The 17,767-nt window shown below is 41.0% G+C and carries 16 protein-coding genes; 13 read left to right on the forward strand and 3 right to left on the reverse strand.

The features are described from left to right. Nucleotides 1-220: 220 nt before the first annotated feature. From LHV68_04965 to LHV68_04975, 3 genes are all read right to left on the reverse strand, one after another. Nucleotides 221-535: a type II toxin-antitoxin system RelE/ParE family toxin gene (locus tag LHV68_04965; protein MCB4791220.1), complete on the reverse strand. Its 315-nt coding sequence runs from the start codon at nucleotides 533-535 to the stop codon at nucleotides 221-223. Continuing rightward, complete coding sequence (locus LHV68_04970) at nucleotides 495-737, reverse strand: DUF6290 family protein (GenBank protein MCB4791221.1); 243 nt, start codon at nucleotides 735-737, stop codon at nucleotides 495-497. Before LHV68_04970 ends, LHV68_04965 begins: the two co-directional genes overlap by 41 nt. A gap of 159 nt (nucleotides 738-896) precedes the next feature. Further along, nucleotides 897-1,502: a hypothetical protein gene (locus LHV68_04975; protein MCB4791222.1), complete on the reverse strand. Its 606-nt coding sequence runs from the start codon at nucleotides 1,500-1,502 to the stop codon at nucleotides 897-899. A gap of 179 nt (nucleotides 1,503-1,681) precedes the next feature. On the opposite strand from LHV68_04975, the gene rlmD reads away from it, so the two are divergent. From rlmD to LHV68_05040, 13 genes are all read left to right on the forward strand, one after another. Next, nucleotides 1,682-3,037, forward strand: coding sequence for a 23S rRNA (uracil(1939)-C(5))-methyltransferase RlmD (gene rlmD, locus LHV68_04980; protein ID MCB4791223.1), 1,356 nt, complete (start codon nucleotides 1,682-1,684; stop codon nucleotides 3,035-3,037). A gap of 51 nt (nucleotides 3,038-3,088) precedes the next feature. After that, a complete protein-coding gene (locus LHV68_04985) occupies nucleotides 3,089-4,126 on the forward strand; it encodes a methionine synthase (protein ID MCB4791224.1) in 1,038 nt (345 codons plus the stop codon). Nucleotides 4,127-4,130: 4 nt separating this feature from the next. Further along, nucleotides 4,131-4,916, forward strand: a complete 786-nt coding sequence (locus LHV68_04990) for an AAA family ATPase (protein MCB4791225.1) — start codon at nucleotides 4,131-4,133, stop codon at nucleotides 4,914-4,916. Beyond that, entirely contained in the window at nucleotides 4,913-6,808 is a 1,896-nt protein-coding gene (gene cooS / locus LHV68_04995) for an anaerobic carbon-monoxide dehydrogenase catalytic subunit (GenBank protein ID MCB4791226.1), read from the forward strand. Before LHV68_04990 ends, cooS begins: the two co-directional genes overlap by 4 nt. 97 nt (nucleotides 6,809-6,905) lie before the next feature. Further along, on the forward strand, nucleotides 6,906-7,337 hold the full coding sequence (locus tag LHV68_05000; GenBank protein MCB4791227.1) for a 4Fe-4S binding protein: 432 nt from the start codon (nucleotides 6,906-6,908) through the stop codon (nucleotides 7,335-7,337). 130 nt (nucleotides 7,338-7,467) lie between these two features. Then, complete coding sequence (locus LHV68_05005; protein ID MCB4791228.1) at nucleotides 7,468-8,757, forward strand: FAD-dependent oxidoreductase; 1,290 nt, start codon at nucleotides 7,468-7,470, stop codon at nucleotides 8,755-8,757. 128 nt (nucleotides 8,758-8,885) lie between these two features. Continuing rightward, nucleotides 8,886-9,116, forward strand: coding sequence for a hypothetical protein (locus LHV68_05010; protein MCB4791229.1), 231 nt, complete (start codon nucleotides 8,886-8,888; stop codon nucleotides 9,114-9,116). Nucleotides 9,117-9,339: 223 nt separating this feature from the next. Beyond that, nucleotides 9,340-10,161 (forward strand): Bro-N domain-containing protein, encoded by an 822-nt coding sequence (locus LHV68_05015; protein ID MCB4791230.1) that lies wholly within the window; start codon nucleotides 9,340-9,342, stop codon nucleotides 10,159-10,161. Between the two features lie 230 nt (nucleotides 10,162-10,391). Further along, nucleotides 10,392-12,569 (forward strand): CO dehydrogenase/CO-methylating acetyl-CoA synthase complex subunit beta, encoded by a 2,178-nt coding sequence (gene cdhC / locus LHV68_05020; GenBank protein ID MCB4791231.1) that lies wholly within the window; start codon nucleotides 10,392-10,394, stop codon nucleotides 12,567-12,569. Nucleotides 12,570-12,578: 9 nt separating this feature from the next. After that, on the forward strand, nucleotides 12,579-13,505 hold the full coding sequence (locus LHV68_05025; GenBank protein ID MCB4791232.1) for an acetyl-CoA decarbonylase/synthase complex subunit delta: 927 nt from the start codon (nucleotides 12,579-12,581) through the stop codon (nucleotides 13,503-13,505). A 140-nt stretch (nucleotides 13,506-13,645) separates the two neighbouring features. Further along, the gene (locus tag LHV68_05030; protein ID MCB4791233.1) at nucleotides 13,646-14,974 is read left to right on the forward strand and encodes an acetyl-CoA decarbonylase/synthase complex subunit gamma; all 1,329 of its coding nucleotides are present in this window, start codon (nucleotides 13,646-13,648) and stop codon (nucleotides 14,972-14,974) included. Beyond that, a complete protein-coding gene (locus LHV68_05035) occupies nucleotides 14,975-16,531 on the forward strand; it encodes an ASKHA domain-containing protein (GenBank protein ID MCB4791234.1) in 1,557 nt (518 codons plus the stop codon). 45 nt (nucleotides 16,532-16,576) lie between these two features. Continuing rightward, nucleotides 16,577-17,680: a DNA recombination protein RmuC gene (locus LHV68_05040; protein ID MCB4791235.1), complete on the forward strand. Its 1,104-nt coding sequence runs from the start codon at nucleotides 16,577-16,579 to the stop codon at nucleotides 17,678-17,680. Nucleotides 17,681-17,767 lie beyond the last annotated feature (87 nt).

Genomic DNA, 17,767 nt, shown 5'->3' on the forward strand with positions numbered 1-17,767 from the left:
TGATTTGTATGTGTTCATTAACACCTATTTTCACGTCTATTTGTATCTTTTGTCAATTTACTACTTATAACATTGACTATGGCCATGACCCAAACTCTGCCAAAGGGGCTCGGAGAGCAAGAGCATTGGACGCGGTTTTCAGGGTAATTCTACCTCTTTTAATTGGCTTTGGCAAATAGAGTTGTTATGGGAGTTGTTATGGGACAAGTGGTTTGGTGAATTAATAGGCTTCGCTTCTGTTGTCGGCGGTAAGCATGAAAACTATTCTATTTTTCTCATCAATTGAATAAAAAAACCTGTAATCGCCGATCCTGTAACGCCAGGTTTCAGGGTGGTAATTAACTAATTTATTAATGTTTTTTCCGTAAAAGGGTTGTGCTTTCAACTGAGGGTACACATAATCTAATAGTTTTTTACAAATTCTTTTCTTTTGGCCGGAAAAGTCTTTTTCTAGATCATTTATAAACTGGCCGGTTTCAAAAATCCTGTATTGGTTAGTCAACGAAATGCCCTTTTCTGTTTTTTGCGTTTTCATGGCCTTTTTTTATTCTTTCTACTAAACCCTGGTCATTTTTGATCTGTGCCATTTCTACTGAATCAACAGACATAGACTCTTCAATATTATTTATGATGGTATGTGTTATAAAATTAGAAATAGGCCTGTGCTGAGTTTTTGCACACTTAGTAATCAATTCGTATTCCTTATCATCCAACCGTAACGTTATTGTTCTTGACATAAGAACCTCCTGCCATGCATTCGTTTGTATTCGCTATTATTCTAATAGATACTATTGTGTTTGTCAAGTAGCTCTGTGGCTAAGCCACAAGCAATTAAAATTTGAATGTAGCTTCTTCGAAAATGGCACATTTTAGCGATTAAATCTATTGTCTTTTATCTACTTCATGCCGAGGATGGCGGAAACGGATTTTTCGGGCAGCATTTGAAAGTTCGGGTTCAGTTTTATCCCGATCTGTTCTGCGCCAAGCCACAAAAGAAAATCTTTCTGGCCGGAAAGCGCCCAGTCCCCGTAGCCTGGCGAAAAACGCTTTGTCATTTTGTTTTTTTTGTGTTCATTGTTTATCTGTTTATTCGTTATCTCGGCAAGCTCCTCAGCTATTACTGAGCCTATGGCATCCAGGATTAAAGCCCTGGAAGGTTCTTTTTCGTTTATGTATTTGTTCCTTTTTTCTTCCAAACCAGGCCCGATGGTTACGGCAAACCCGTAAGCTGTTGAACAATCCTTAAGAAGTTCATATATCTTAGAGCTTATTATTTCAAGGCCAGGTTCAAGGGCAATAATAGCGTTATTTATTAAGCTGATTTTTGAAGATGAGATAACCTGTTTCGGAGTTATAAGTTTTATGGCAAGTTCGAGAGCTTCATTTATGCTTTGTTTTGCATTGTTGTCAAGCTTCGTTTTGCCGTGGGCAAAGCCTATCCTTGCAAGGACTTTATTATAAGGAATTTCAAAACTTTCAAATTGGTTCGGGTTAATATTCATTTGTAGAATATACAAAAAATAAAAGCTAATGGCAAGTTAATAAATTACAATGAGTTCTAAGGCAGATTACTGTGATTACAAACCAAAAGAAAGGCTATTCCAAAATGTTAAAATGTTATAATTATGTCGTTACTGGAAATTATGATATAATTAAAATAATTAATTAAACGGAGAGATTAGTGGAAATTGTAATAGAAAAGATCGTTTATCCGGGTAATGCGCTTGGCAGGGGCAGTGACGGGATTGCCACCTTTGTTGAAGGCGCTCTTGTCGGGGAGGTTGTAGAAGTTGAAGTCTTTAAAAATAAAAAGACGTTTAAAGAAGCGCGGCTTTTAAATATAATAAAACCTTCCCCTTTAAGAATAATCGCAAAATGCCCTTCTTATGGGGTTTGCGGTGGGTGTTCATTTCAGCACGTAGGGTATGAAGACCAGGTAAAGATAAAAGAAGAAAATGTAAAAGAGCTTATCCAACTCTTTAATGTGCCGATGGAGCCTATAATAAAAAGCCCGGAACAGTGGGGCTACAGGAACAAGATGGAATTCAGCTATGCGAATGACAAAAACGGGTTGCTCCTTGGGCTTCATAAGAAAAAACAATTCAATCAGTATTGTTCTGTGCCTCCTTGTTTTATCGCTGACCCTGATATGATGAAAGTTGTTAAACAGGCAGTTGATTTTTCTGTTAATTCAGACCAAATCAGTTATGATAAAAGAACACACGAGGGGGTTTACAGGCACTTCGTGATACGTAAAGCAAAACATACTGGCCAGATCCTTGTAAATATCGTTACCAACAAGGTAAGCGGTATAGATGAGAGTTTCTTTTCAAAGCTTATCGAAGAGTTAAAAGATAAGGTAACGAGTATTTACTGGACAATAAATAGTTCGGTTTCCGATGCGGTAAAAGCCGATAAGCTTATACTTTTGCAAGGGAAAAAAGCAATAGAAGAGAAACTCGTAGTAAACAATAAAGAGTATTCGTTCTTGATCTCGCCATTTTCATTTTTTCAAACAAATACTTTCGGCACGGAAAAACTTTACCAAACTGTTTTTGAGCTTATGGAATGCAAAGTGACAGACAGCGTTCTTGACCTTTATTGCGGTACAGGCACTATTGGTCTTGTTCTTGCGCCGTATGTCAAGAACGTGTATGGAATTGATTCGAACGAAGCAGCGATACTCGATGCATCATTAAACAGTAAAAACAATGGAATAAAGAATATTGATTTTAAACCTGTAATAGTAGAAAAATGGGTCAAGGAAAATGCTATGCCGTTTTTTAATGCTCTGGTAGTAGACCCGCCGAGGAACGGCCTATCAGGAAAAGTCCTAGATTTCATTATTGATAAGAAGCCTGAAAAAATAGTGTATGTTTCCTGCAACCCCTCAACCCTTGCAAGGGACCTTAATGACCTTACAAAAAAATCCTGTTATAAGATTAAAAGGATAGTACCCCTTGACATGTTCCCTCAGACTTTCCATATAGAAACCGTGGTTTCGCTTGAAATTGACAAGAACCAAATAAAGGTATAAAATATCTGTCCACTCATATATTGTAGATTTTTTTGGAGGTTACTTAAAACTATGATAGAAAAAGGAACGATTACTGCAATTGGGAGCTGGCCCCATAAAGATGTTGAAAAAATAACTGATATAATTATCGCAAATTTCAAGGATATGCCAGTATGGCCGCAGCTGCCTAAAACAGGTTTTTTAGAAAACATGTATGTACAGTACAGCGAAGGGCTGCCGTGCATTGTAACGGATGCTGAAAACGAAAAGATATATTTTGATACCTCAAAAGACATTTTTGCACCTATACAAACTGTGTATGAGAATTACATTTCAGAAAATTATGATTATTTTGCCATAAGCGAACAATATGCGAAAGGGTTGTATGCTTTTAAGAAAAAAATTGGGGCAAAAGGGAAAATACCTTTAGTTAAAGGGCAGGTTTTAGGCCCTGTAAGCCTGGGCTTGTCTTTGACAGATGAAAACAAGCGGTTAATACTCTACAATGAACAGTTATCAGATGCTGTCCTTAAGGCTTGTATCTGCAAGGCTGCCTGGCAGGCAAAATATCTAAAGGATATTGCTGAAAAGGTGGTAATTTTTTTGGATGAGCCTTATCTTGTTTCGTTCGGTTCAGCTTATGTGAGCCTGTCCCGCGAACAGGTTATAAAAATGCTAAATGAAGTTATAGATAAACTGCATGAACTGGATGTTATAACCGGCATACACTGCTGCGGTAATACAGACTGGTCAATATTAATGGATAGTAACGTTGACATAATTAACTTTGACGCTTATGACTATTCAGGAAGTATACTGCTTTACCCTGAAAAAACGGAAAAATTCTTAAGCAAAGAGAAATATTTTGCCTGGGGCATTGTCCCGACCGCTGAAGATAAAACATTTTCCCAAACCCCGGAACGGTTGTTTGAAAAGCTAAAATCAGCGCAGGATAAGCTGGCATCTACAGGCGTCAACAAACAAAATATATCAGAAAAAACAATCCTGACCCCTGCCTGCGGAACAGGTTCTTTGTCAGAAAAAGCAGCAGAGAAAGTAATTGAACTCCTTAAGGGAGTATCAGAGATATACAGAAAGACGGAGCGATAGAAATATGAAAACAATCGGATTTGTAGGTAAAGGCGGGACAGGGAAAACAACGCTTACCGCTCTTTTCTTAAAATATTGGCTAAGCAAAAACAAAAGGCCAGTTCTAGTTATTGATGCAGACCCCAACAGCTGCCTGGGCGACCTTTTGTCACTAAAAATAGACTCAACGATCGGCAGTGTACGCCATGAACTGATAAAAAAAAAGGAATATCTCAACCAAACAGCTATTCCTAAGCCCGATTACTGCGAATACGCAATAAATAACGCTATAGTTGAATCACAGGGCTTTGACATGATTACCATGGGAAAATCAGACGGGCCGGGCTGTTATTGTTATGTTAATAACATAGTCAAGATGGTAATAGAAAAACTACAGAAAAATTATGAGCTTATCCTGGTAGATTGTGAGGCAGGGCTAGAGCATTTCAGCAGAAAAACGCTCGGCGATATGAATACCGCTTTTATAGTATCTGACTTATCCAAGAAAGGCATTTTAACCGGCATAAAACAGGCAGGCATGATGAAAGAACTCGGCATAAATACCCGGAATAATTACCTTATTATAAACAACGTAAGAAAAGATGAAAAAATAGATTCGTATGTGGAATTTATAAATAAAAATGCAGGCAACAGCCTTAAATTTGCCGGTATAATAAGGAATGACGAAAATATCCCCGAATATGAATTTAAAAGAAAATCGTTCCTCGATTTGCCGGAAGATTCAGTAAGTTATCAGAATTTAAATTTAATATTAAATAAAATTGATGTAATCAAAGCGGAGCTTATATGAACGAAAAACTAAGCATAGATTCAGCTTCAAACAAAATGATTGATAAGGCAGAAAAGGAGAACATTGAGCTCGTATGGGACAGGCTTAAAAAAATGATGCCCCAGTGCGGGTTTGGCACGCTTGGAATATGCTGCAGTATATGCAATATGGGGCCTTGCAGCATTGACCCTTTCAGCGATGAAAAATCCAAAGGCGTATGCGGCGCGGATGCGGATTTAATCGTTGCAAGAAACCTTGCCAGGAAAGTGGCTGCGGGCTCAGCCGCGCATTCAGACCACGGCCGCGAAATAGCGCTTGCGCTTCTTGAAATGGCAGAAGATAAAACCATTGATTTTAAAATATCCGATGAGGAAAAAACAAGGAAACTGGCCAGTGAGTTTGGCATCAAAACAGAAAAAGTTGATTTAAAATCAATAACAAAAGCCCTTGCCGTAAAAATGCTTTCTGAATTCGGTAAGTATGAAGGAAACCTCACAATGGCAAACCGCGCGCCTGCGCATCAGAAAGAGGTATGGAAAAGGCTTGATATTATGCCAAGAAGCATAGACAGGGAGATAGTTGAAATTCTGCACCGTACGAACATGGGCGTGGATTCAAATTATAAATCGGTGCTGTTAAGCGCGATGCGCACAGCGCTTTCTGACGGCTGGGGCGGATCTATGATAGCCACTGAGCTGACAGATTCAATAGTCGGCTCGCCTGCGCCTGTAAGGGCAAAGGTAAATTTAGGCGTGCTTAAAAAAGAAATGGTAAATATCGTAGTTCACGGGCATGAACCCCTGCTTACAGAAGCAGTGTATCAGGAGATGAAAAACCCGGAACTTATTAGTGAAGCAAAAGCAGCAGGCGCACAGGGGATTAATGTGGCAGGGATATGTTGTACTGCCAACGAAGTGCTTATGAGGCACGGTATACCAGTAGCCGGAAATTTTTTGCAGCAGGAACTTGCTCTTTTAACCGGCGCTGTTGAGGTTATGATGGTTGATGTTCAGTGCGTTATGCCGTCGCTGTCAGATATAGCAGGGTGTTTCCATACGGAAATTATAACTACTTCGCATAAAGCAAAGTTTCCGGATATTGTAAAACACATCGAGTTTCAGCCGAGTAAAGCAAAGGCTGTAGCAAGGGAAATAATAAGAAGAGCAATAAACAATTTTAATAAGCGCGAAAAAAGCAGGGTTTTTATACCTGATGAGACAATGGACCTTGTTGCTGGATTTACCACGGAAAACGTAAAGTATTTGTTAGGCGGCACTTTCAGGGGCTCGTACAGGCCGCTGAACGAGGCGATCGTTTCCGGGCGCATAAAAGGAATTGCTGGCGTAGTGGGCTGCAATAATCCCAAAGTGGTGCATGATTTCGAACATGTCTCGCTGGTTAAAGAGCTTATTAAGAACGATATACTTGTTATCCAGACAGGCTGCTCCGCGATAGCCTGTGCAAAGGCTGGGCTTTTAAGGCCTGAGGCAAGCATTGAGTCAGCAGGGCCCGGACTTAGAGAGGTGTGCGAAGCTACGGGCTTGCCGCCGGTGCTCCATTTCGGTTCGTGTGTTGATAACAGCAGGATCCTTACCGCTGCTGTAGAGCTGATAAATGAAGGCAAGATCGGCAAGAGTTTTGACGAGCTGCCTGTAGCAGGCGCAGCGCCTGAATGCTGGATGAGCGAAAAAGCAGTTGCTATAGGCTGCTATTTTGTTGCATCAGGCGTATATACAGTTATGGGGATGCCTTTTCCGATACTGGGCAGCAAGAACGTAGAAAACTTTCTGTGTTCAGAGATTGAAAGCCTTACAGGCGGGAAATTCGCATTTGAGCCCGACCCGCTTAAAGCAGCAGCTATGATAATAGCGCACATTAATAACAAGCGCAAAAAATTAGGGTTGAAAAGTTAGCTTCGCTAACTTGATTTCAGTGATTTTATTAAAGGTGTATCACTGTAATCTCTGTAAAAATCACCGTAATCAAAAGTCGAACGTAGTGAGACTTTAAATGAAAAAAATATTTTGTGATATTAAAAAATGTATGCACTGCAGAAGGTGCGAATTGGCATGTTACATAAAAAATGCAGATGTGCGCGATATTTTTGAAGCTGTAAAGCTTGCCGAGCCGCCTGTCAAAAACATTGAGCTCATTCAGATGAGCGACAACTCAATGCCGTTTATATGCAGGCAATGCGATGAGCCGTTGTGTGTGGATGCATGCATATCCGGCGCGCTGTATATTGATAAAAAACTTAACTACGTATGCCTTGATAAAACCAAATGCGTAGGGTGCTGGTCGTGCATAATGAGGTGCCCTCACGGCTCGATAAGGGTATCCAAACATACCGCGCTTAAGTGCGATAACTGCGTATCAAAAGAAAAGCCTGAATGCGTCAATGCCTGCCCCACAGGAGCTTTGGCGCTGAATGAAAATGACTGAAAAAAACATACATGGTTAGGAGACTTTTCCCAACTATTGTGTCATTCCCGAATGTTGTTATCGGGAATCCATTCTTAATAATTTATAGATTCCTGCCTTCGCAGGAATGACATTTAAGGAGCATTTTCAAGTGAAACGTTTTATTATAATCGGAAACAGCGCCGCAGGAGTTGCCGCTGCAGAGGAAATAAGAAAAATAGACAATTCATCAGAGATAGTCATTGTTTCTGACGAAAAAGGTAATGCTTATTCAAAGTGCCTTTTAACATATTACATAATGGGAAAGATCAGCCGCTCACAACTGGAGTTTAAGGATACAGGGTTTTATGAAAAAAATAACATAAAATTAGTATCAGGCATAAAAGCAGTAAGCATAAACAGGAAAGACAAAAAAATAGTGCTTGAGAATAAAGAAGATATCTCTTATCACAAACTGCTTATTGCAACAGGCTCATCTGCAAAAGTTCAGAATATTTCGGGCCAGAAAGAAGGCGCAGCATATACTCTCAGGGTAATAGAGGACGCAGATAAAATCGCCGAAAAACTTAAAACCGTTGATTCAGCAGCTGTTTTAGGCGCAGGTTTAATAGGAATGAAGATAGCACACATGCTAAAGGAAAAAGGCAAAAAGGTTTTCATAATCGCAAGGTCAAACCAGATTTTGTCGCAGATGCTTGACGCTGAGTCCGCAGGCTTCCTGACAGGGCATATAGGAAAGGAAGCCACAGTATTAACCGGGCAGGATGTAAGCGAAATACTTTACAGCAATAGTAAAATGGCTGGTTTGCGTTTGTTGAATAATGAAAAAATAGATTGCGGGATGGTTATTACAGCAAAAGGTGTAACTCCTAATACTGAACTTGCCAGAGCAGCCGGGCTTGTGGTAGATAAAGGAATATCCGTAGATGAAACAATGAAAACCTCAGATAACGATATTTATGCTGCAGGGGATGTTGCTGAATCAACGGATTTACTGAGCGGAAAAAAAGAGATTAAGGCTTTATGGACTACCGCTGTTGAACAGGGAAAAATCGCAGCCAGGAACATGGCTCGACTCGATTCGGCGGAGCAGGCCGGCCAGGAAATAATATACGCAGGCGCTGTTTCAATGAATTCCATGGAATGCTTCAGCATACCCTGCATTTCCGCTGGCAGTATGCATGGAGAAACTACCGAGGTGTTTGATTACAGAAAGCCTGGCCAGGCTGTTTTAAGAAGAATTTTTGTTAAGGATAACAGGATATTCGGTTTTGTAACAATCGGAGACATAAGGTTTGCAGGGATATTGAACCGCTTGTTATGTGAAAAAAAGGATATTTCATCAATTAAAAATGTATTTAATTCAGCGAAACTGACCAGAGCAAACCTGCTGGAATGCATAGGCGAGCAAGGGATTATTTCATCAATGGAGAAACAATGATGTCATTGTGATATAATCTCATTGCTTATGATGAGAAGTAAGATATATTATGTCAAAAAAATGGGACGAATTAAGTATTATGTCCCCCGAATTCTTATGCATACGCTTTTACTCGTGATGGAGTTTCAATGCTGTCAAGCGTTCTTAAATCAGAAAAAGCTATTCAGATAAATATAGCTATCATGCGGGCATTAGGCGATTTATCCGAAAGTTTGGAAGATAGAATGATAACCAGAAAAGAGTTTGAAGAAGTCAAAAAGCAGGTTTTTATAGATAAAGACAGAATAACAGCAAACTATTGGTCAATTATGTATATCTTAAGAAATCTACCTAAACAATTGAAAGAAAACAACAAATAATAGTAGTTATAGTTTTATAATGCGGCTATTTATACAATATGACTAGAAATTGGGGAATAAACCGAATACCGTATTACCTAACTACGTCCCCAAAGACGTCCCGTCCCCAAAGACGTCCCCAAAGACGTCCCCAAAGACGTCCCACATTATTATACGTAGGGGACATACTACAAAGACAAATAGACCGTATAATACATTGGAGTGAAATTAAAAGAGGTTCGAAATGGAACAGAATAAAATTGTCGTTTTTGAAAGCAAGAAAATAAGGCGCGTATGGCATGACGATGAGTGGTATTTTTCGGTTGTGGATGTCGTTAGTGCGCTTACAGACAGTAATAAACCGCGTGTTTACTGGAATGCGATGAAAACAAGAGTAAAAGCTCAAGATGGAATTGAACTGTCTACAATTTGTAGACAGTTGAAACTTAAGGCTTCAGATGGCAAAATGCGTGAAACCGATTGTGCAAATACTAAAAACATGTTTCGTATAATTCAATCCATTCCTTCCCCAAAAGCAGAGCCTTTCAAACAGTGGTTGGCACAGGTTGGCTACGAAAGAGTACAGGAAATAGAAAACCCTGAATTAGCACAAGAACGGATGAAAGAATTATATGAGAAAAAGGGTTACCCTAAAGATTGGATTGATAAACGTCTAAGAGGAATTGCAATTCGACAAAACCTTACGGATGAATGGAAAGAACGGGGTATCATAAGCGAACATGATTATGCCATACTCACCGCAGAAATATCAAAAGCAGCTTTTGGTATTACTCCATCAGAATATAAAGAATTAAAAGGATTAAGCAGAAAAAATCAGAATTTACGTGACCATATGACAGATTTAGAACTGATTTTTACCATGCTTGGCGAAAGAGTAACAACAGAAATATCACATAAAGAAAAACCTGACACTTTTAATGATAATAAAAAGGTAGCTGTGCGCGGCGGAAGGGTTGCAGGCACTGCTCGCAAACAAACTGAAAAAGAACTTGGCAGAAGTATAGTCACCGGGCAAAACTATTTGCCTAAGCCTAAAAAGAATTAAAAATTTATCCCGCAGTCTTGAAAACCACGGGCAGGCCCCCGCCAAAAAGAACTGGCGGGCAGGCGTGGATGTTGAAAATCCACCGGTAGTTTGGTGGAAAGCGGGATTCCGCTCCACCGAAAGTGGTAGAGGTGTTGATACCACCTGCATGCACGTGGAGCTTCATAACATTAAGGGGTCGAATTCGACTCTTTTAAGTCAAAAACAGTCAAAATAGAGAGGAAAATAATATGTCAAAAATAGTAGCTACAGCGGTAATGAGCGGCGCGGCAAAAATATTGGCGGACGTTAAAGAAAAATATAAGGTTATTTTAAACGCAAAGGGGCCGGAATTTGAAACAGTGTTTCCCGGGACAGCTTACTACCTGCCCATGATTTTTGCGCTTACAGGCGTTAAGATTCAGAAACTAAAAGACATCGGGAATTTTCTCAGCTATGCGGAAAAGTTGATTCATAACCCGCCGCTTGAAAAAAACTGGCTGCCGTACCTGGGCGATGCGCTTGACAGCGGCCTTTCTACCCTGATGCTTGAAGAGATACTTATGATGTTGAAGTACATTGAAGGAACAGAACCAAAAGAAGGCTACCTCGGGTTTCTTTCAGATACACAGATGAGGACTCTTGGCATACAGCTTGTAGACGGCAGGATGCCCGGGTTTGCGGCGATACTTGGCGCGCCGAAGGATGCCAAGGCTGCGGTAAAGATTGTGCGCGAGCTGCAGGAAAAAAGTATCCTTATATTTTTAAGCGGCTCAAGCAATGGCTATACCATGAAAAAGCATCTTGAAGCTGAAGGTGTGGAAATGGGCTGGGATACGTATATCGTGCCGTTAGGTGAAGATACTGAAAGCACAATATATGCGCTTGACTGGGCTATCCGTTCAGCGCTTACTTTCGGAGGGCTTCACGGCGGTGCAGGCCAGAAATGCCTTGAATACTGCCGCGACAGGGTATTTGCGTTTGGGCTGGCGTTTGGCGAGCTAGATGATTTAAAATACGCTACAGGCGCAGGGGCTATTGCAATGGGTTTTCCCATTATCGCTGATACGGATATACCTGAAATACTGCCCACAGGCGTGTGCACTTATGAGGAGCTTGTAAAAGAAAAAGATTTAAACAAAATGGTTAGCCGCGCAATTGAAGTGCGCGGGGTGAAAATAACTGTTTCAAAGCCCCCCATCCCTGTGCTGTACGGGGCTGCCTTTGAAGGCGAACGTGTAAGGGCAGTGGACGTTGCGGTAGAGTTCGGCGGCAAATACACAAAAGCTTTTGAGTATGTTGAAGGAAAGGAGCTGTCTGAAATAACCGACGGAAAGATTGAAGTAATAGGCAAAGAAATTGACGAGGTTGAAGAAGGCGGGAAATTGTATTACGGTATGGTGGCATACGTGGCAGGCAGAAACATGCAAAAGGATTTTGAGCCTGTAATAGAGCGCCAGATGCACAGGCTTATTAACCAGGCAGCGGGCGTTATGCATATAGGCCAGCGAAATATCGTCTGGCTGAGGATAAGCAAGGAAGCCAGGAAAAACGGGTTTAAAATTTCCGACCTTGGCAGGATAGTGCATACTAAATTTAAAGACGAGTTCCCTTCAATAGTAGATAAAGTGGAAGTCCACATATATACCCAGAAAGAGGAAGCGGAAAAGTATTTAGGCAGGGCCATGGAGCTGTATACAGAGCGCGACAAACGGATGGGTGCTATGACGGATGAAAGCGTAGATACCTTTTATTCATGTACGTTGTGCCAGTCCTTTGCGCCTAACCATGTATGTATTATTACCCCTGAACGGCTGGGCTTATGCGGCGCCTATAACTGGCTGGATGGAAAAGCCGCACACCAGATAAAACCCACCGGCCCTAACCAGCCTGTTGTTAAGGGGCACGTGATAGATGCGGTAATAGGAGAATGGAAAGGTATCAATGATTTTGTCTATAAGTCATCAAATAAGACCTTAGAACGGTTCAGCGCATATTCTATAATAAAGTATCCGATGACGTCCTGCGGATGTTTTGAGTGCATTCTTGCCGTATTGCCGGGCACGGGCGGCGTGATGGTGGTTGACAGGACTTTTATGGAAATGACGCCTTGCGGCATGACGTTTTCTACTCTTGCAGGTGTAGTAGGCGGCGGCCAGCAGACACCGGGATTTCTTGGGGTGGGCTTGAATTACCTTGTAAGCAAGAAATTTATTTCTGCTGAAGGCGGGTTGAAGCGCCTTGTATGGATGCCGGCCCAGATTAAGGAAAGGTTCAGGGCTGAACTTCTTGAACGCGCCACAGAGCTTGGCGTCCCTGACTTGCTGGATAAAATAGCAGACGAAAAAGTAACTAATGATATAGGCAAACTGATAGAGTTTCTTTCAGAAAAAAAGCACCCTGCCCTTGAGATGGGCGAATTGGTATAGGAGCGGTTTATGCAATACGATGACGTAAAAGAGAAATGGAGCGGAGCTGTAAACGAGCTGGCGCTCTCTGATAAAATAAAAATCGGCGGAGAGACGGCATTTTCGTATCACAGGTTTGAAGGGAATTTCCCCAACGTTCCTTTAGTTGCAATGGAAATAAATGATGTATATCCAAAAGCCTGGCCGGTGTTTTTAAAGGATTCCATAGGCGAAGATGCACTGAAAAACCCGGTTACGTGGGCTCAAAAATGCGTGAACGAATTTGATGCTGACCTGATATTTTATGATATGCCCGGCACGCACCAGGATAAGGAAAATATCGGGCCGCAGCAGGCAGCAGAGGGCATGAACGCTGTTTTAAGCGCAGTTGAGTTGCCCGTTATAGTAAGGCCGGACGGCAATAACGATAAAAAGAATGAGGTTTTCTCCAAATGCTGCGAGCAGGCAAAAAGGCAGATAATAATTGGTTCAGCCAAGGAAGATAATTACAGGACAATAACGGCTTCGGCTATGGCAGGAAAACACTTTATAATTACAGAAGCGCCTATTGACGTAAATATATCCAAACAGACAAATATACTTGTAACACAGATGAACTTCCCGCTTGATAGGATAATTATGGACCCGCTGACAGGCGCTCTGGGGTACGGGCTTGAATATACGTATTCCGTAATGGAAAGAATAAGGCTTCAGACTTTTAATGACGATAAAATGATGTCCCCGCCTCTTATATGCTGTGTGGGCCAGGACGTCTGGAAGGCAAAGGAAATAAAGATCGAAGCCCAAAACCTGGGCAGCAACCTGGAAAGAGGCATTAACTGGGAAACCACAACTGCTATAAGCTTAATTTTATCCGGCGCTAATATAGTCGTTGTGCGCCACCCGGAATCGGTGAAATTGATCAAGAAGTTTATTAAGTCATTATATAATAGTTAAGGTCATGTATGTCCAAATTGGATAGCATAACCCGATGAAGACCGTAGTGGAGATTTAATTACAGCCCCCTCACCTCTTTCCTCTCCCTCGAGGGGAGAGGATTAAAGGTGAGGGTGAATTGATTATATGAGGAGAATGAAATGGCATTAACAGGGCTTCAGATATTTAAATTATTGCCGAACAAAAACTGCAACGAATGCGGCGTACCCACATGCCTGGCTTTTGCAATGAAACTTGCAGCAAAGGCCGCTGAACCAAAGTCATGTCCGTACATTTCAGAAGAAGCAATGGGAGTCTTAGGAGCTTCCCAGACGCCGCCTATTAAAAAGCTTAGTTTTAGATTATCCGGAAAATCAATAGATATCGGCGCTGAGACTGTAATGTACAGGCATGAAAAAAGGTTTATTAATAAGCCAGTAATCGCTTTGGAGATAAGTGACGGGTTATCAAACGATGAGTTTGACAAGAAACTCAAAGAAATAATGTCTTATACGTTTAACAGGGTTGGCGAAGACCTTTTTTGTGAAGGCATATCGCTTCTAAACACTTCAAATAATATTGAAAATTACATAAATAGATATAAAGCGCTGACAGGCTTAGACAGGGTGATTATATTATCAGGGATTAATCCTGCCATATTGGAGCAGGTATTAAATACAGGGGGCACTCACGCAAATTTAATACTTAACAGTTGCAGGCTTGCGGATTTTGACGGATATGTAAATATTGCTTCAGGGAAGGATATTAAAGTTGTTGTTGAGGCGGAAAACCCGGAAGAATTATTTGACCTTGTTCTAAAAGCGGAAGGCAGCAGCATAAAAAACATTATATTGAAACAGAATTCAAATTCTGTTGCGGATTTGCTTAAAAATAATGTTACTTTAAGGCGCCTGGCATTAAAAAGGAATTTTAAGCCCGCAGGATACCCCATTTTATCCGAAAGCAGCGACAGGCTGTTTGATTGTGTGACCGGTATCTGTAAATATTCATCAATTATAATATTAAAAGATTACAACGGCGCTTCGCTTTTTCCCCTTCTTACCTTGAGGCAGAATATTTATACCGATCCGCAGAAACCTCTGCAAATACAGCCGGGTATTTATAAAGTCGGTGAACCCGCGGCTGATTCGCCGTTAATGGTTACTACAAATTTCTCCTTAACCTATTTTATAGTTTCAGGTGAGGTCGGCAATTCGCCTTACAGCGCCTGGCTGCTAATCGCTGATTCAGAAGGGATGTCAGTGCTTACAGCCTGGTCTGCTAATAAATTCTCTCCGGAACTTATCGCCCGCTCGGTCAGGGACTCAAAGATAGAAAATGAAATCAAGCACAGAAAAATTATAATCCCGGGTTATGTGGCGATCCTGCAAGGCGACCTGGAAGAGAAGCTTGCAGGCTGGGAAGTTAAGGTAGGCCCGCAGGAAGCAGTAGACATTCCGCAGTACCTTAAAGAAACGTGGAAGCAGTAAATGAAAAAGCTTACGCTCATCTCAGGTAATTTTAACAAAACCATCCTTGTAAAAGAAAATTCCAATTTATTAAGCATAATACAACAAAGCGGGCTCTTTATTGATGCTCCGTGCGGCGGCAACGGAACGTGTAAAAAATGCACGGTTTTTATTGATGAAAAACCCCGCCTCACCGGCGGGCAGGCCTGCCTGGCATGTAGGGTAAGCGTTGAGAATGATATGATTGTAAGGGTGCCGGAATATGCTAACCTTGAATTGAAAAATGAAAAAACGCAAATCGCCAAATATTTTAAAGGGCATTGTATTGAACCTGCGGTTAAAACCGATGGGCCGAACAACCTGGGTGCTGCCATAGACCTTGGCACAACTACAATATGTATAGAGCTTTTAGAATTAAACAAGGGCAAAATAGTTGATTCTATTACTTTCTATAATCCGCAGATAATTTATGGGGCTGATATTATCCACCGCATTGTTTTTGCCCAAAAAGGCGATAATGCGCAATTGCTTCAAAAAAATGTAATTGATGAAATAAGAATGGCGATCAATGATTTATGCCTGAAAAACAATTTCAGGCTTGAAGATGTAAAAGCCGCAGTCATAGCCGGAAATACAACAATGATTCATCTGGCAATGGGGCTTCCGACAAAAGATATAAGGGAAAAGCTTTATTTGCCGGCACCGGATAAATATCCTGAGGTTAATATTTTAAAAGATGGTAAGATATTTATAATACCCTGGGTAGCTAATTATCTTGGAGGGGATATAGTCTCAGGTGTAATTGCGAGCGGGCTGCATAAAAAAACAGGGATTAACATCTTGCTTGACATAGGGACAAACGGCGAAATTATAATCGGAAACAATGAGTGGATGGCCGGGTGCGCCTGTTCAGCCGGCCCGGCATTTGAAGGCATGGGACTTAACTGCGGCATGAGGTACAAAGCCGGCGCAGTAACAAGTGCAACTTATAATAACGGCAAGTTTGAATACTCTGTAGCAGGGGAATCAAAGCCCGGCGGCATATGCGGGACAGGAGTTATCAGTTTATTAAAACATTTAAGAGAACAGAATTATATTGATAAACGGGGCAAGTTTACAGATAAAGTTACCGATAAAATCAACGGCAGAAAATCTTTTATACTGTTTAAGGCAGATGACTCGTTTAATAATGAGGTTATTTACATCGACGAAACGGATATTGACAATATTCTAAGAGCTAAAGCGGCGATATACTCAGGAATGAGCCTTATAATGAAAAAGCTGGATATTCCATTTTCAAATATCAATAATTTTTACATAGCCGGAGGCATCGGGAATGCATTAAATATAGAAGATGCGTTATACATAGGATTGTTCCCTCCCATGGACAGGAAGAAAATTAAATTTATCGGGAACTCGTCGCTTACAGGGGCGGTTAAATATTTGTTATCTCAAGAAGCAAGAAGCGAAACTTATGATATACAGAAAGCAATCACTTATCTAGATTTAAGCAGTGAGCCAAAATATATGGATGAATACCTGGCAGCCTTATTTATCCCACATACAGATCAACCTTAAGAAGTTCCCTTGAAATATAATTAAATATCGTATAAAATATAACCAATGAATATATTTGTTCTTGTAATCATACTTCTTGCTGCGGTAATAATTATATTAGCCTTAAGAAAATCAAAAACTTCTGACCAGTCATTTCTTTTACTGCAGCAGCAGCTTGAGAATTTGAGACTTCAAGTCTCGGAAAGCCTTAAAAACAACACGGATGTAGTAAACAAACAGCTTTTTGGAATAATGAGCCAGGTGAATAATCAGCTTGACAAAGTTACAAACCAGCTTTCTACATCCCAGAAAAACATGGGAGAAAGGCTCGATAACACGACAAACATCATATCAAAGGTAGAAAAAGAGTTAGGCTCTCTTTCCGTTGCTACAGAGAGGGTCTTTGAAGTAGGAAAGGATATATCAAGCCTTCAGGAGATACTCCAGTCACCAAAACTCAGGGGTAACCTCGGTGAGCTTTTTCTGGGTGACCTTCTTGGTCAGATGCTTCCGAAAGAAAATTTTACAACCCAGCATAAGTTTAAAAGTGGCGAGGCTGTGGACGCGGTAGTGCAGCTTAGCGGTGGGCTTGTACCTGTGGATTCGAAGTTCCCCCTTGAAAACTTTAAGAAGTACGTGGAGACACAGGGCGAAGAAGAGAAAAAAGCCGTAAGAAGAAAGTTCGTATCTGACGTTAAAAAGCATATTGATGCGATAGCTGCCAAATATATAGTGCCGGATGAAGGCACGTTCGATTTCGCTCTCATGTACATACCTGCGGAGAATGTTTACTACGAAACGATAATAAAAGATGAAGATAACTCAAGTATCTCGGAGTACGCGGTTTCAAGGCGGGTCATCCCTGTATCCCCGAACTCTTTTTACGCTTACCTGCAGGCTATAGTGCTTGGGCTTAAAGGAATGAAGGTTGAAAAGACCGCTGGCGAGATAATCCAGCACCTTGCCCGTTTAAAAGGCGATTTTGAACGTTTTAAATGTGAGTTCGATATTTTAGGCAAGCATATAACAAACATAAAAACAAAATTTGACGAAAGCTCAAAGCGTCTTGAAAAATTTGAAGATAAGCTTATTGGTTCTGAGCTCGGCGACCTGAAAGCACCTGGAAAAACAACCGAAACCTGCGAGCTTGAGAATAAAACATTAGTTTAATGCTGTAATATAAAAGCTCCCGCCATCGTCTATTGGTCCAGGACATCGCCCTCTCAAATCTAAAATCGCCCCAGCTGTAGTGGCTTT

The organism is Candidatus Liberimonas magnetica, assembly GCA_020523885.1.
Classification (GTDB): domain Bacteria; phylum Elusimicrobiota; class Endomicrobiia; order Endomicrobiales; family JAFGIL01; genus Liberimonas; species Liberimonas magnetica.